The sequence below is a fragment of the Cellulomonas wangleii genome (assembly GCF_018388445.1).
GTDB classification, from domain to species: Bacteria; Actinomycetota; Actinomycetes; order Actinomycetales; family Cellulomonadaceae; genus Cellulomonas; species Cellulomonas wangleii.
On record NZ_CP074405.1, the window covers coordinates 1,323,038 to 1,337,336 of the forward strand.

A 14,299-nucleotide genomic window follows, 5' to 3' on the forward strand; every position below is an offset into this window, starting at 1 on the left:
GGACGCGCTCGGGGAGGGGCGTGATCTTCGTCGTCGGGGGACGTACGTCACGGTAACCTACGGTCACGTAAGTTACCGTGGCGTAGTGACGTCTCCCTCCGCGCCCGTTGACCTGCCTGCCGCCTGGCCGCAGGGTGTGCCCCGCGACATCGAGATCCCCGACGAGCCGCTCACGGCGACGCTCGACCGCGTCATGCGTGACCACCCGGACCGCGTCGCCGTCGACTTCCTGGGTCAGGCCACCACGTACCGCCAGCTCGGCGCCCAGGTCGACCGCGGCACCCGCGTCCTGCACGACCTCGGCGTACGCGCGGGGGACCGGGTCGCCCTCGTCATGCCCAACTGCACGTCGCACATCGTCGCCTTCTGGTCGGTCCTGCGCCTCGGCGCCGTCGTCGTGGAGCACAACCCCACCTACACGTCGGACGAGCTGGCGCACCAGCTGGCCGACTCCGGGGCCACCGTGGCGATCGTCTGGGAGCAGGCCGTGCCGCGGGTCCTCGAGGCCCAGGACCGCACGGAGCTGCGTCACGTCGTGGCCGTCGACCTCTCGGCCGACCTGCCGCGCACCGCGCGCTGGGCGCTGAAGCTGCCCGTCGCCAAGGCGCGCACCACGCGTGCGGCGATGCGCGGGCCCGTGCCCGCCGGCGTCCCGCACTGGCACCGCCTGGTCGCGGCCGCGGAGCCGCTGCGGCCGTCCGAGGCACCCGTGGCGTCGGACACCGCGCTGCTGCAGTACACCGGCGGCACCACCGGCACACCCAAGGCCGCCGTCCTCAGCCACCGCAACCTCGTCGCCAACGCGCTGCAGGGCCAGACCTGGACGCAGCACGAGCCCGGCACCGAGGTCGTCTACGGCGTCCTGCCGTTCTTCCACGCCTTCGGCCTGACGCTGTGCCTCACGTACGCCGTGCGGATCGCCGCGACCCTGGTCGTCCTGCCGTCGTTCGACCCGGCACGTGTGCTGGCGGCCCAGCGCCGCCGCCCGGGCACGTTCATCCCGGCCGTGCCCCCGATGCTCGACCGGCTGGCCGCGGCGGCCGAGGAGACCGGCGCCGACCTGACGTCCTTCCGGTACTCGATCAGCGGGGCGATGGCGCTGCCGCGCGCCACGGCCGAGCGCTGGGAGCGGGTCACCGGCGGCATCGTCTCCGAGGGCTACGGCATGACCGAGACCTCGCCCGTCGCGCTCGGCAACCCGTTGAGCCGCGACCGACGTCCGGGGTCCCTCGGTCTGCCGTTCCCGTCCACCCGCATCCGCGTGGTCGACCAGGAGGACCCGACGCGCGACGTCCCGCCGGGCGAGCAGGGTGAGCTGCTGATCTCCGGGCCGCAGGTGTTCCAGGGCTACTGGCAGCGCCCCGACGAGACGGCGCACCAGCTGCTCGAGGGCGGATGGCTGCGCACCGGTGACGTCGTGCGCGTCGACGACGACGGCATGGTCGTCCTCGTCGACCGCATGAAGGAGATGATCGTCACCGGCGGCTTCAAGGTGTACCCCTCCCAGGTCGAGGACCACCTGCGCGGCATGCCGGGCGTGCTCGACGTCGCGGTCGTCGGGGAGCCGGCGGGCGACATGGGTGAGCACGTGGTCGCGGCCGTCGTGCTCCACGAGGACGGCTCCGGCGCGGGCATCGACCTCGCGGCCGTCCGGGAGTGGTGCGAGACGCGCCTGGCGCGGTACGCCCTGCCGCGTCGCCTCGTCGTGCTCAAGGACCTGCCCCGCTCGCAGGTCGGCAAGGTGCTGCGCCGCGTGGTCCGCGAGCAGGTGACCGACAAGTCCTCCCGCGAGGGCTGAGCACCGCACCGCCGAGCGCCGCGCCGCCGCGCGGCGAAGTACCGTGTCCGCGTGAGCGAGACCGACGACCTGCCCCGCGTGGAGATGTGGACCGACGGCGCCTGCAAGGGCAACCCCGGCGTCGGGGGGTGGGGGGCCTGGATGCGGTTCGGCGACCAGGAGAAGGAGCTGTGGGGCGGCGAGGCCGCGACCACGAACAACCGCATGGAGCTCTCGGCCGTCATCGAGGGCCTGCGTGCGCTCAGGCGGCCGTGCCTGGTGACGCTGCACGTCGACTCGACGTACGTCATGAACGGGCTGACCAAGTGGCTGCCGGGGTGGAAGCGCAACGGCTGGCTCACCGGTGACAAGAAGCCCGTGAAGAACAAGGAGCTGTGGCAGGCCCTCGACACCGAGGTGCAGCGCCACCACGTCACGTGGGTCTGGGTGAAGGGCCACGCCGGGGACCCGGGCAACGAGCGCGCGGACGCGTTGGCCAACCGTGGCGTGGACGACGTGCGGGCGGGGGCGGCGGTCGGTCGCTGACCGGCCGCCGTCCTGCCCCGCCGCGGGGCCGGGTGGCTCCCGCGGGTCCCGTCACGGCCCGACGGGCGTCCAGCGGCAGTCGTCGGCGGCCGAACGCTCGACCGCGTCGAGCACGCGCTGCACCTGCAGGCCGTCCGCGAAGGTCGGCGCCGGGTGCGTGCCGGCGGCGATGCCCTCGACGAGGTCGACGACCTGGTGCGTGAACGCGTGCTCGTAGCCCAGGCCGTGGCCGGTGGGCCACCAGCTCCCCGTGTACGGGTGCTCGGGCTCGGTGACGTACACGCGCCGGAAGCCCTGCAGGCCCGCCGGGTCGTGCGCGTCGTACACGTGCAGGACGTTCATGTCCTCGAAGTCGAACGCGAGCGAGCCCTCGGTGCCGTTGATCTCGACGCGGATGGCGTTGCGCCGCCCCAGCGCGAACCGGGTCGCCTCGAACAGCGCGAGCCCGCCGCCGGACAGGCGTGAGGTGAACACCGCCGCGTCGTCGACCGTGACCGGACCGGTCGCGCCGCTCGCGTCCCCGACCCCCGACAGCCCGCCGAACTCCGCTGCGACCGGCCGCTCGGTGACGAACGTCGCGAGCTGCGCCGACACGCCCGTCAGGGTCTCGCCCGTGACGAACTGCACGAGGTCGATCACGTGGGCGCCGATGTCGCCGAGCGACCCCGACCCGGCCGTGGCCTTGTCGAGCCGCCACGACAGCGGCGTCGCGGGGTCGGACAGCCAGTCCTGCAGGTACAGTCCGCGCGCGTGCCGGACGGTGCCGATGCGTCCCTCGGCGACCAGCCGCCGGGCCAGCGCGATCGCGGGCACACGGCGGTAGGAGTACCCGACCATCGCGACCTGGCCGGGCGCGGCCGCGGCCGCGGCCACCATCGCCTCGGCCTCCGCGACCGAGTTGGCCAGCGGCTTCTCGCACAGCACGTGCTTGCCCGCCTCGAGCGCGGCGATCGCGATCTCCGCGTGCGTGTCGCCCGGCGTGCAGATGTCGACCAGGTCGACGTCGTCGCGGTCGAGCAGCGTGCGCCAGTCGGTCGTGGACGAGCGCCAGCCGAGCCGCTCGGCGGCCGCCGCGGTGCGCTGCGCGTCGCGCCCGGCGACGACCGCGAGGTCGTGTCGCAGCGGCAGGTCGAAGAACCGGGGCGCGGTCTGCCAGGCGTGCGAGTGGGCCAGGCCCATGAACGCGTGGCCGACCATGCCGACGCCGAGCCGGCCGGCGGTCACGAGGCAGCCCGGGCGCTGGGTGCGGGTGTGGTCATGTCGGGGCTCCCCGGGGTGGTCAGGTCCGCGAGCGGGACGAGGGACGGGATCACGCAGGTGCTGGCGACGGGCAGGCGGGTGCCGGTGTCGGCGGCACGCAGCACCGTCTGCATGGTGTCGAGCACGTGCAGCGCGACGTCCGCCGACGCGCGCGTGGTGCGCCGGTCGGTGCTGCGGGCGGCGTCCACCAGCCCGGCGCCCCGTCCCGCGTTCGTGTAGCCGGCCGACGGCGGCACCGTGCGCCACTGGTCGCCGCGCGCGTGCACCTGCACGTCGCCGTCGAACCGGTTGGGGTCGGGGACCAGCAGCGACCCCTGCTCGCCGTGCACCTCGATCGGGCGGGCGAGGGACGCCGGGGCGTCGAAGCTCATGACCAGCGTGGTCACGGCCCCCGACGCGTGCTCGACGAGCGCGGTCACGTGCGTCGCGACGTCCACGGGCACCTGCTCGCCGGCGCGGGGCCCCTGGCCGATGGTGCGGTGGGTGCGCGGCCGGGTCGCCACGCCCTGCACCGCGGTGACCGGGCCGAGCAGGTGCACGAGCGTCGTCAGGTAGTACGGGCCCATGTCGAGCAGCGGCCCGCCGCCGGGTGCGTAGTAGAAGTCCGGCTGCGGGTGCCACGCCTCGTGACCGCCGCAGGCCATGGTGGCCGTGGCGGCGACGGGCCGGCCGAGGGCGCCGGACTCGACCACGCGACGTGCCGTCTGCACCCCGGTGCCGAGCACGGTGTCGGGCGCCCCGCCCAGGGCGACGCCGGCCGCCGTGGCCGCGTCGAGGACGCGCTGCGCCTGCTCGACCGTCGCGCAGAACGGCTTCTCGTTGTAGACCGACCGCCCGTGCGAGATGGCCGCCAGCGCGACCTCCTCGTGCGCCGCGGGTGTCGTCAGGTCCAGGACCCACTCGACGTCGTCGTGCGCGAGCAGGTCCGGCAGGTCGAGCGCGCGGACGCCGTGGCGCTGCGCGGTCGTGTCCGCGCGGGCGCGGTCCAGGTCGGCGACGGCGACGATCTCGAGGTCCGGCGCGGTCGCGGCGGTCGTCAGGTAGGCGTTCGAGATGACGCCGCAGCCGACGACGCCGACCCTCAGCGGCTCGCCCACACCATGCTCCTCTCGATCATCGTGCGGACGCTGGGGTGCTCGAGCACGTCGACGCTGTGGCCGGGCGTGACGACGCAGATGCGGCCCGCGCCCCACTGCCGCGTCCAGACGGCCGGGCAGGTGATGGTGCGGTGCCAGGGGTGCCACGGCGGTGCGGGGTGCGTGGTGGTGGCCAGGACGTCGTTGAGGTCGTCCGTGAGCACCCAGTACTGCTCGGTGGTGAGCTCGAACGACTCGATCCCCGCGGTGACCGGGTGGTCGGCGGCGGCCGGGAGCATGTCGACCGTGTAGGGCAGGTAGTTGTCCGACTGGTCGCCGTGGCACTCGTCGGGGTGCTTGGACGGGTGCGTGGCGAACTGCCCGCCGATGAGCTGCAGGTAGTCGGAGCTGTTGCGGAACGAGTCGGCGATGCCGCCGTGCCAGCCGACCAGGCCGGTGCCGGCCGCGACGGCCCTGCGGAGCCCGGCCACGGCCTCGCCGGACGCCTCGCCCATCGTGTAGCACTGCACGATCAGGTCGACGTCGGCCATCGCGTCCTCGACGTACACCTCGGGGGTGTCGACGACGCGGACGGCGTGCCCCGTCGCCTCGAGGTGGGGGATGAACATGTCCGTCGCGGCGACGGGCGCGTGCCCGTCCCAGCCGCCCCGGACCACCAGAGCCTGCTTCACGTGGAGCCTTCCCATGGGGATCTCGCATCGGTGAGAGATCGATCTCTCAGGACGCTACCCCGTGCGGTCGCCCCTGGCCAGGGGGTCAGACGGACTCGCGCACCGTGAGCGTCGTGGGCAGCAGCACGTGCTGCGCGGGCGCGGTCGGGTCGTCCAGCGTGTCCAGCACCAGCTCGGCCGCGCGCTCACCGAGCTCGCGCAGCGGCTGGCGCACCGACGTCAGCGGCGGGTCGCACGTCTGCGCCACCACGGTGTCGTCGAACCCGACGACGGAGACGTCGTCCGGCACCCGGCGGCCCCCGGCCTCCAGCACGCGCAGCGCACCGAGCGCCATGAGGTCGGAGCCCGCGAACACGCCGTCCACGTGCGGGTCACGGCGCAGCACCGACGCCGCGGCCGACGCCCCCGACGACATGGAGAACGACCCGTGGACCACGGGCCCGGGTGCGACGCCCCATGCGGCCAGCTCGTCCCGGAACCCGCGGGTGCGGTCGTCGGCGGGGGCGTAGCCTCCGGGGCCGGCGATGGTGGCCAGCCGCCGCCGTCCGGCCTCCAGCAGCGCGCGTGCCGCGATCCGGCCGCCGCCGTAGTTGTCGCTGTCCACCGAGGTCAGGGCGTCGTCCATGGCGGCGGTGGGGCGGCCGACGAAGACGACGGGCACGGGCAGCGGGCCCAGCTCGGCGAAGAGGGGCTCCGACTCGCGCTGGAGCACGACGACCGCCGCGTCGACGTGCCCGCCCGCCAGGTACCGCAGCAGCGGGGCGCGGTCACGCCCGTCGTCGAGGAGCAGGACCGGCTGCACGGACCGCGCGAACAGCACGGCCGTGGCCCCCCGCAGGGGCGCGCCGACGAACGGCCCGCCCTGCCCCTCGAGCTCGCTGCTGGGAGCCACCACGGCCACCGAGCCGGTCGCGCCGCTGCGCAGGGCGCGGGCCGCGCTGTTGGTGCGGTAGTCGAGCGCGTCCGCCGCGTCCCGCACGCGCTGCGCGAGCACCGGGTCCACGCTCGACCGCCCGGCGAGCGCGCGCGACGCCGTGGCGCGCGAGACGCCGGCGGCGTGCGCCACGTCCAGCAGCGTCGGGCGGGCGTGCGTGCTCATGGGGGCATGCTGCCACGGGCGCGCGGCGTCGGGGGGCATGCGTGAAATCGATCTCCCGGACTCGTGCGTACCGGGGACGGGGTGCCAGGCTGTGGCCGTGAGCACCGTCGCCGCGTCGTCCCCCGTCCCGCCCCCGCCTGCGCCCGGTGCACCGTCGTCGGTGGCGCCGTCCGGCGGCACGCCGGCCGTCGTGCCGTTCCCGCTGACCGCCGTGCGGCTCACGGACGGGCCGTTCGCCGCGGCCCAGCGCACGGCCCTGCGCTACCTCGTCGGCCTGGATGCCGACCGCCTCCTGGCACCCTTCCGGCGGGAGGCCGGCCTGCCGACGCGAGCCGAGCCGTACGGCAGCTGGGAGTCCATCGGGCTCGACGGGCACATCGGCGGGCACGCCCTGTCCGCGGCGGCCCTGCAGTGGGCGGCGACGGGCGACGAGCGCGCGGCCGACCTGGCCCGGTCGCTCGTCGACGGGCTCGTCGCCTGCCAGGACGCGCTCGGCACCGGCTACGTCGGCGGCGTGCCCGGCGGCGTGGCGCTGTGGGAGTCGGTCGCGTCGGGTGGTGCGCAGGCCGGCACGTTCGACCTCGGGGGTGCGTGGGTGCCCTGGTACAACGTCCACAAGACGTACGCCGGGCTGATCGACGCGGCCCGGTACGGCCCGGTGGACGCCGCCGCCCGGGCGCGCGCCGCCGCCGTCCGGCTGGGGGACTGGGGCGTCGCGCTGTCCGACCGCCTCGACGACGCCGCGTTCGCGCGCATGCTGCGCACGGAGTTCGGCGGCATGTGCGAGGCGTACGGCGACCTGGCCGAGCTCACGGGCGACCCGCGGTACGCCGCGCTCGCGCGCCGGTTCGCCGACGCGTCGCTGCTGGCCCCCCTGCGCGAGGGCCGTGACGCGCTCGACGGCCTGCACGCCAACACGCAGGTCGCCAAGGTCGTCGGGTGGCCGGCGATCGGGGAGGCGGATGCCGCGGCGGCGTTCGTCCGGACCGTCCTGGCGCACCGCACGCTCGCGTTCGGCGGCAACTCGGTGGCGGAGCACTTCACGCCCGACGCCCGCGCCCACGTCACCCACCGCGAGGGTCCGGAGTCGTGCAACACGGCCAACATGCTCGAGGTCGAGCGGCGGCTCTACGCGCTGACGGGCGACGTCACGCTGCTGGACGCGGCCGAGCGCCAGCTCGTCAACCACGTCCTGTCCGCGCAGCACCCCGACGGCGGGTTCGTGTACTTCACCCCCGCACGGCCCGGGCACTACCGCGTCTACTCCACGCGCGACGCCTGCATGTGGTGCTGCGTGGGCACGGCGCTGGAGACGTACGCCCGGCTCGGGGAGCTCGCGTACGCGCGTGCCGGCGACGAGCTGCTGGTGAACCTGCCGGTGCCCTCGACGCTGGACTGGGCCGAGCGCGGTGTGCGCGTGCGGCTCGCCTCGGACTACCCCGCGGCGACGCCGACGACGGACGTGACGCTCACCGTGGACGTGGGCACGCCCACCGACCTCGCGCTGCACGTGCGCCGCCCGGGCTGGGCGGTCGAGGACGTCGTGCTGACGGTCGACGGCGAGCCCGTCGCGCCGGTGCGCGAGCGCGAGGGCTACGTCACCGTGCGCCGCACGTGGCACGGCGGTGAGCAGGTGACCTGGCGCCTGCTGGCCGGCCCGGCGGCCGAGCGCCTGCCCGGGGACGACGGCTGGGTCGCGCTGCGGTGGGGCCCGGTCGTGCTTGCCGTCCGCGGCGACGCTGATGACCTGGTGGGCCTGCGCGCCGACGACGCCCGCATGGGGCACGTCGCGCACGGCCCGCTCCGCCCGCTGGCCGCCGCGCCCCTGCTGGTCGGGTCGGACGAGGACCTGGCCGCGGCCCTGCGCCCGCGCGGGGACGGCACCTTCGTGCTGGACCGCGGGGCCGACGGGCCGGTGGTGCTCGAGCCGTTCCCCACCCTGCACGACGCCCGGTACACGATCTACCTGCCGGTCGTCCCCGACGTCGCCGACGTCCCCGCGCGGCGCACCGCGCTCGCCGCCCTCGACGACGAGCAGCTGGGCCTGGCGGCCCGCACGCTCGACGCGGTGGCGTGCGGGCAGCAGCAGCCGGAGACGGACCACGGGTTCCGCGGTGCCGACGCCTGGACCGGTGCGCGCGACGGCCGGCACTGGCGTGCGACGCGCGACCGGTTCGGCTACCGCCTGGCCGACCCGGGCGGGCGCGCCACCACCCTGAGGGTCACGTACCTGGCCGAGCCCGGCCGTGCCCGCGTGCTGTGGGGCGACGAGGAGGTGGGGGTGCTGGCGGTCGGCGCGCCGGGCGGGCTGCGCACGGTGGACCTGCCGGTCGTGCCGGGCGCGGGCGAGGTGAGCGTGGTCGCGGACCCCGTGGGCTCGCCGACGCCGCCCGTCGTCTCCCTGCACCTGCTCGCGGCACCGGCCTGAGCGGCGGGAAGTGCGGCATCATGCCTGCCATGGATGTCGTGTTCGTGCACGGAGCAGGCAGGGAAGGCGCCCACGCCTGGCCCCGGCAGGCGGCGGTCGCCGAGCCCGGCTGGCTGTTCCTGCCGCGGGAGGGGGCGGCCGACGACGCCGCCCGGGACGCCGGCCGTCTTCTCGGCCGGCTCCGTGGTCGCGGCGGTGGGCACGTCGTCGCCCACTCGTACGGTGCGAACGCCGCCGTGCTGGCCGCCCAGACCGAGCCCGCCCTGGTCCGGTCGCTCGCGCTCCTGGAGCCGGCGTGCTTCGACCTGGCGCGCGGCGCGCCGTCGGTCGAGGAGCACATCACGGCCATGACGCCCGTGTTCGCGGTCGCCGACGACCCGGCCGTGTCGGCGCACGAGTTCTCGCGGCGGTTCGCGGCGGGCACGGGGACGCCACCCCCTGACCTGCCCGACGAGGAGCTGGAGGCCCGCGTCGCCCGCCTGCGGGTGCTGCGACCACCCTGGGGCGTCGGCCTGCGGCAGGGCCTGCCGGTCAGGACGTTGGTCGTCACCGGTGGGTGGAGCCGCCTCTACGAGGAGACCGCGGCCGCGCTCGTCGCGCTCGGGGCGCAGCACCTCGTCCTCGACGGTGCGGGCCACCGCGTGCAGGACGACCCGCGGTCGTCCGCGGCCCTCCGGGAGCACTGGGCCGGCTGAGGACGGGGCACGCCGGGGACGACGGCAGCCGCCCGCTGCCGCTCACGGCCGCCGGTCCGGGTCAGCCCGCCGGCGTGAGGACGTCGGCGACCGACGCCAGGAGCCGGCGGCGCAGCACGTTCGCCCGCTCGGCGTGGTCCCGCTGGCGGCGCACGTACTCCGCCTTGCCCTCGGGCGTCTCGACGGCGACGGGCTCCAGCCCGTACGACGTCACGTCGTAGGGGCTGGCCTGCATGTCCGTGGTGCGGATCTCGCGGGCCAGCTCGAAGCAGTCGAGCAGCAGCTCACCGGGGACCAGCGGGCCGAGCTTGAGCGACCACTTGTACAGGTCTTTGGTGGCGCGCAGGGGCACGAGCGGCACTCCGGTGCAGTTGGACTACCGGCGATGCGGGTGTCCGAATTCGGCTCTAGCGTGCGCTGCCCTACAGGAGATAGGTTTCTTCCTATGGCACTTACTCCGATCAATCGTGCGCTTAACCAAATACCAAAGCGCGCAGAGAAGCGCGAGTCGGTGCATCTGCATGAGACCTTCGTCGATTCCGGTATCGCAGATGTCTTGGATGCGATCGACCACCAGGTCTTGAATGGTAGGCGCGGCACCGGTAAGACGCATGCGCTGACATATCTTGCTGCGCACCGCAGGGGCGAAGGTGATATTGCCGTCTACCTAGACTTGAGAACAATTGGTTCGCCAGATGGAATCCTGGGCGCAGGGCCGGCCACCGTAACCGAGCGCGCCGCCAATTTGCTGGTGGATTTACTCGGGCAGATGCGCGAGTCGCTGCTAAACGCGGTGATGGCCGATGATTCTATGCTCGACGATGAGCAACTGATAGAGAAGATGGATGAACTGCTGGCGGCCATGACGTCGGTGAGGGTCGCCGGTGAGATCCAAATCGACCGGGAGGACGAGTCGACGTCAGCACGGAAGCGGGGCGGGCATCTATCCGGGAAACTCGCACCCGCGCCGTCGCTTGAGGTCCGGGTGGAGGCGGCTGGAGAGACTGCGGAACGCACGGTGCTTCGCGAGACGAGGCGCGGATCAGAGCGCTTGGCGCTAAACTTTAGTGAACTGTCACAGGCATTGCGCGAACTCGGCACGGCCTTGGGGCGACGCAGAGTTTGGCTGTTGCTCGATGAATGGACCAGTGTGCCAAGGGATGTGCAGCCATACCTTGCGGCATTCCTAGTCAGGTGTGTACTGCCTCAGCAGCGATTTACTGTAAAGATTGCGGCGATCGAGCAACAGGCAAATTGGCGGCAGGAAGTAGATGGTCAGATGGTCGGCATTGAGCTTGGTGCCGATATGAGCGGTTCATTGACACTCGATGACTTCATGGTGTTCGAATCTAATGAGGACCGATCGCGATCGTTCTTCCTGGGTCTACTCTTCAAGCACCTTACGTCGCGCGGGGACGATGTGGTGCAGGTGGACGGCCTGAAAGACACCTCGGATGTCGTGCGCCTAGGGTTTACCGACACTAGGGCCTTTGACGAACTTGTGCGAGCCGCCGAGGGTGTACCGCGAGATGCGCTTCACATCGCCGCAGATGCAGCTCGGAAGGCGGGCGAGGCCAAGATCTCTGTGCCTTTGGTTCGCGAGGCGGCTCGAGCGTGGTACCAGTCGGACAAGGTGCGCCCTATTGAGAGCCGAGAAGAGTCAAAGAGTCTGCTGAACTGGATAATCGAGAAGGTGATTCGGCAGAAGCGCGCCCGGGCGTTCCTCGTAAGCGAGAGAGACTCCCGTGACCCACTACTACTCTCACTATTCGATGCACGCGTCCTTCATGTAGTTCGACGTGGATATTCGTCGCAGGATCACCCAGGTGAGCGGTACGAAGTCTGGGTAATCGATTACGGCGCGTACGTCGACTTGATTCAAACTAAGAACGCAATCCTCGGGGACCTACTCTTTGGCGAAAATGACGAGTTCGCCGAGTACTTTAAGCTCTCGCCCATTGAAGTCCCAAAGCAGGATCTTCGTGCAATCCGGAGGGCGATTCTGGATCTCAGTGAGTTCTACGCCAAGCGCGTTTGAATCAACCCTCCTTGTGTTGAGGTGTAGGCCAATGCGCGACGCGTCGCCGCATCGTGTTTGGCCGATCTGCGCCGATCTTTTCCGTTCGCTGTCTCCTGTGCGCCTAACTGCCTCGACTAATAGAGTCGTCGACGTCGAAAGTTGTGATATCACAGGCCGAGGCGCGTACGTCCGTTTTGTGACGGACTTCTGGAGCGAGTCTAGAGAAGTGAGTTAGTCTGCCTAATGCGTAGAGGGCGCATTCCAGCGAGGTCCTACTGGGAAGCGGAAGGGGTCCGATGTGATAGTCTTGCCCGTAGACAAATTTACCTTTACACGCATCTCTAGATAGCCTTCCGGGTCGATTAGCCCACTGCATTGAGTGTGGACCTGACAGAACCATTCGGCCTGCGCGCCATCTTCCAGTCGGCGATGCTCCATACTCGGGTGATCAGTCTTGACGCCTACTCGCAGGTCGATCGGCTCTGTAGAGTAGGTGGTCGAAAGAACCTGCCCGGGCTGCATGGCGGCGACGGGCTCAGGCATCGGTGGGCTCACGGTGACGGGTCGCCCATGGTTGATCACGGTGACCTTCAGTGAGAACGAGTTGGTGACAGACCCGTCAGGACCCGGGGCGGCGGTTGTGACGATGGCGGTGCCGATCCGGATTCGCCGCCGGTGTTGGCTCCAGAGCGCAAGCCCTGAGAGCAGCAGTGCAAGCAGTGCGAGAGCGTTCTCTCCAAGCCAGGTCATGGATGGATGATGCACAGAGATGACAGCCTGTGTCCCGTGGGCAGCCCACAGAGGGGTGAGGCGCTCACTTTGTCGGGCTGGGACTCGCCGATGTGGGGGCTGACCGAGCGGCAGCGCATTGCGCAGATAGGCGGGCCCGGAGGTCGTTGGACCGATCGGCGTAGTCGCGTTGGCGGCGGACATACTCGTGCTTGCCTTCGGCTGTCTCAATCTTGATCGGTTCCAGCCCGTAGGGAGACACGTCGTACGGCGAGGCCCGCATGTCGGTGTAGCGGATCTCGATCGCGAGCTCGAAGCAGTCAAGTAGTAGGTCACCCGGAACCAAGGGTCCCAACTTCAGGGCCCACTTGTAGCAGTCCATCGCCGCATGGAGGCAGCCGGGCTGCTCGTAGAGCATCTGCGTCTCGCGCGTGAGCGGAGGAGGCTCGGGCGCCTCCGAGGTGCCTGTAATCCCGTCCAGCAGGTCCATGTTGGCGTGCAGGCAGCCGGGCTGCTCCATCGCTGTCTGCGTCTCACGCGTCGGGACGAGCGTGTTGCGCCCGACGGCCTCGGGGGTGAAGAACCGGAACGCGTCGACGTGGGTGCACCGGATGCGGTGCCCCTCCACCACCGCGTCCGTCCCGGCCCCGCCGAGGCGCAGGGGCAGGGAGTGCCGGTGCTCGCCGTCGGGCTCGCGGTAGACCATCGCCCACTCGTGCAGGCCGAAGCACCCCGTCGCCGCGGGCCGGGACGCGGTGGCGTCCAGCAGGCCGGTGACGAACCGCACGGTGTCCCCCCGCGCGTCGAGGAATGCCGCCAGGTCGAGGCACACCGTGCCGTCGTCGTCGGTGCGGTACCAGCGCCAGGCGCCCTGGGGCGCGGGTCCGTCGGGCTCCGGTGCCAGCGCCACGCCTGCGCCGGGGTGCCACCGACGCAGCTGCCCGGGGGTGGCCGGGTAGTACTCGAACAGGAAGTCCTCGATCGCGTGCTTCTCGTGCCGGGAGCGCCGCGCGCGGTGGCCCGCGGTGAGCTCGTCGGCCCGCGCGGCGTGCGCGTCGGCGCGGGCACGCCACCGCGCCGCGTCGAGCACGGTGACGGTCGGGTGGGGTCGGGGGTCCACCGCCCCAGCGTAGGTCGCGTGCATTTGCCGTCGTCCGGGCCGCCCGGCAGGGTGTCGTCGTGCGCGAGTTGCTGCGGTCCCTGCCCGCCCTGTCCGGCACCGCACCGGCGTTCGACGCGGAAGCGGTTCCGGACGACCCGCTGGAGCTGTTCGTCGACTGGTTCACCACCGCCCTGAGCCGCGGCGTCCCGGAGCCGCACGCCGCGACGCTGTCCACCGCGGACGTCGCCGGGCAGCCCTCCGCGCGCGTCCTGGTCCTCAAGGACGTCGGACCCGAGGGGTTCGCGTTCGCCACCGACGCGCGCAGCGCCAAGGTCGAGGACCTCGAGGTGAACCCGCAGGCGGCGCTGACCTTCTGGTGGCAGCCCGTGGTGCGGCAGGTGCGCATCTCGGGTGCCGCGCGGTTCCTCGGCGAGGAGGCGTCGGCCGAGGACTACCTGGCGCGCTCGCCGCGCTCCCGCGCGGCCGCCGCGAGCGTGCGCCCGGGGCGCGAGCTGGCCTCGGTCACGGACCTGCGCGACGCGATGGCCCGCTCCCGCGCCCGCATCGACGAGGACCCCGGCTTCGTGCTCCCGACGTGGCAGGCGTGGCTCGTGGTGCCGGACGTCATCGAGTTCTGGCAGGGGAGCCTGGACCGCGCCCACGCCCGGGTCGTCTACCGCAGCTGCGAGGGTGGCTGGTCGCGCGGCCTGGTCTGGCCGTGACGTCGGGCGCCGGGGCCGGTACCGGGGCCGGGGCCGGGGCCGGTGCTAGGGTCGCCCGCATGACCACGGCACCGCGCACCGCGCTCGCTGCCGCGTGTCGTCGTTGTCGCTGTCGCTGAGCACCGCCTCGCCAGCCGGACCACTGGTCCCTCC

General features: G+C 72.3%; 11 protein-coding genes and 1 pseudogene. 6 read left to right on the forward strand and 6 right to left on the reverse strand.

From position 1 onward, the window contains the following. Positions 1-85 precede the first annotated feature (85 nt). Together KG103_RS06100 and rnhA are read left to right on the forward strand one after the other, a co-directional pair. Positions 86-1,798: an AMP-binding protein gene (locus KG103_RS06100; protein ID WP_207340753.1), complete on the forward strand. Its 1,713-nt coding sequence runs from the start codon at positions 86-88 to the stop codon at positions 1,796-1,798. 84 nt (positions 1,799-1,882) lie between these two features. Further along, complete coding sequence (gene rnhA, locus KG103_RS06105) at positions 1,883-2,323, forward strand: ribonuclease HI (RefSeq protein ID WP_207340825.1); 441 nt, start codon at positions 1,883-1,885, stop codon at positions 2,321-2,323. Positions 2,324-2,374: 51 nt separating this feature from the next. Here rnhA and KG103_RS06110 read toward each other — a convergent pair whose 3' ends face one another. The 4 genes from KG103_RS06110 to KG103_RS06125 all read right to left on the reverse strand — a co-directional run bounded on the left by KG103_RS06110 (position 2,375) and on the right by KG103_RS06125 (position 6,450). Continuing rightward, positions 2,375-3,520: a Gfo/Idh/MocA family protein gene (locus tag KG103_RS06110; RefSeq protein ID WP_207340824.1), complete on the reverse strand. Its 1,146-nt coding sequence runs from the start codon at positions 3,518-3,520 to the stop codon at positions 2,375-2,377. Between the two features lie 23 nt (positions 3,521-3,543). Further along, a complete protein-coding gene (locus KG103_RS06115) occupies positions 3,544-4,680 on the reverse strand; it encodes a Gfo/Idh/MocA family protein (protein WP_207340752.1) in 1,137 nt (378 codons plus the stop codon). Continuing rightward, the gene (locus tag KG103_RS06120; protein WP_207340751.1) at positions 4,665-5,366 is read right to left on the reverse strand and encodes a ThuA domain-containing protein; all 702 of its coding nucleotides are present in this window, start codon (positions 5,364-5,366) and stop codon (positions 4,665-4,667) included. The genes KG103_RS06115 and KG103_RS06120 overlap by 16 nt, the downstream gene beginning before the upstream one ends. A gap of 70 nt (positions 5,367-5,436) precedes the next feature. Continuing rightward, on the reverse strand, positions 5,437-6,450 hold the full coding sequence (locus KG103_RS06125; protein WP_207340750.1) for a LacI family DNA-binding transcriptional regulator: 1,014 nt from the start codon (positions 6,448-6,450) through the stop codon (positions 5,437-5,439). A gap of 97 nt (positions 6,451-6,547) precedes the next feature. Here KG103_RS06125 and KG103_RS06130 point away from each other — a divergent pair, with 97 nt between their 5' ends. Both KG103_RS06130 and KG103_RS06135 read left to right on the forward strand, forming a co-directional pair. Beyond that, positions 6,548-8,878 (forward strand): beta-L-arabinofuranosidase domain-containing protein, encoded by a 2,331-nt coding sequence (locus tag KG103_RS06130; protein WP_249670821.1) that lies wholly within the window; start codon positions 6,548-6,550, stop codon positions 8,876-8,878. A 29-nt stretch (positions 8,879-8,907) separates the two neighbouring features. Then, positions 8,908-9,573, forward strand: a complete 666-nt coding sequence (locus tag KG103_RS06135) for an alpha/beta fold hydrolase (protein ID WP_207340748.1) — start codon at positions 8,908-8,910, stop codon at positions 9,571-9,573. Between the two features lie 61 nt (positions 9,574-9,634). Here the strand turns inward: KG103_RS06135 and KG103_RS06140 are convergent. Next, positions 9,635-9,919: pseudogene (locus KG103_RS06140) on the reverse strand (3-methyladenine DNA glycosylase); the annotation flags it as partial. 99 nt (positions 9,920-10,018) lie between these two features. Between KG103_RS06140 and KG103_RS06145 the strand changes: the two are divergent. After that, positions 10,019-11,611: a hypothetical protein gene (locus KG103_RS06145; RefSeq protein ID WP_207340747.1), complete on the forward strand. Its 1,593-nt coding sequence runs from the start codon at positions 10,019-10,021 to the stop codon at positions 11,609-11,611. Positions 11,612-12,407: 796 nt separating this feature from the next. On the opposite strand, the gene KG103_RS18805 is transcribed toward KG103_RS06145, so the two are convergent. Beyond that, complete coding sequence (locus tag KG103_RS18805) at positions 12,408-13,466, reverse strand: 3-methyladenine DNA glycosylase (RefSeq protein ID WP_243656367.1); 1,059 nt, start codon at positions 13,464-13,466, stop codon at positions 12,408-12,410. Positions 13,467-13,501: 35 nt separating this feature from the next. Between KG103_RS18805 and KG103_RS06160 the strand changes: the two genes are divergently transcribed. Beyond that, positions 13,502-14,146, forward strand: a complete 645-nt coding sequence (locus KG103_RS06160; RefSeq protein ID WP_207340746.1) for a pyridoxine/pyridoxamine 5'-phosphate oxidase — start codon at positions 13,502-13,504, stop codon at positions 14,144-14,146. The last annotated feature ends 153 nt before the right edge of the window (positions 14,147-14,299 follow it).

Bases quoted from the DNA above. Each gene is read 5' to 3' on its own strand.
- rnhA (WP_207340825.1), top strand. From the start codon at position 1,883: ATGTGGACCGACGGCGCCTGCAAGGGCAACCCCGGCGTCGGGGGGTGG.
- KG103_RS06110 (WP_207340824.1), bottom strand. From the start codon at position 3,520: ATGGTCGGCCACGCGTTCATGGGCCTGGCCCACTCGCACGCCTGGCAG.
- KG103_RS06120 (WP_207340751.1), bottom strand. From the start codon at position 5,366: ATGGGAAGGCTCCACGTGAAGCAGGCTCTGGTGGTCCGGGGCGGCTGG.
- KG103_RS06125 (WP_207340750.1), bottom strand. From the start codon at position 6,450: ATGAGCACGCACGCCCGCCCGACGCTGCTGGACGTGGCGCACGCCGCC.
- KG103_RS06135 (WP_207340748.1), top strand. From the start codon at position 8,908: ATGGATGTCGTGTTCGTGCACGGAGCAGGCAGGGAAGGCGCCCACGCC.
- KG103_RS06145 (WP_207340747.1), top strand. From the start codon at position 10,019: ATGGCACTTACTCCGATCAATCGTGCGCTTAACCAAATACCAAAGCGC.
- KG103_RS18805 (WP_243656367.1), bottom strand. From the start codon at position 13,466: ATGCACGCGACCTACGCTGGGGCGGTGGACCCCCGACCCCACCCGACC.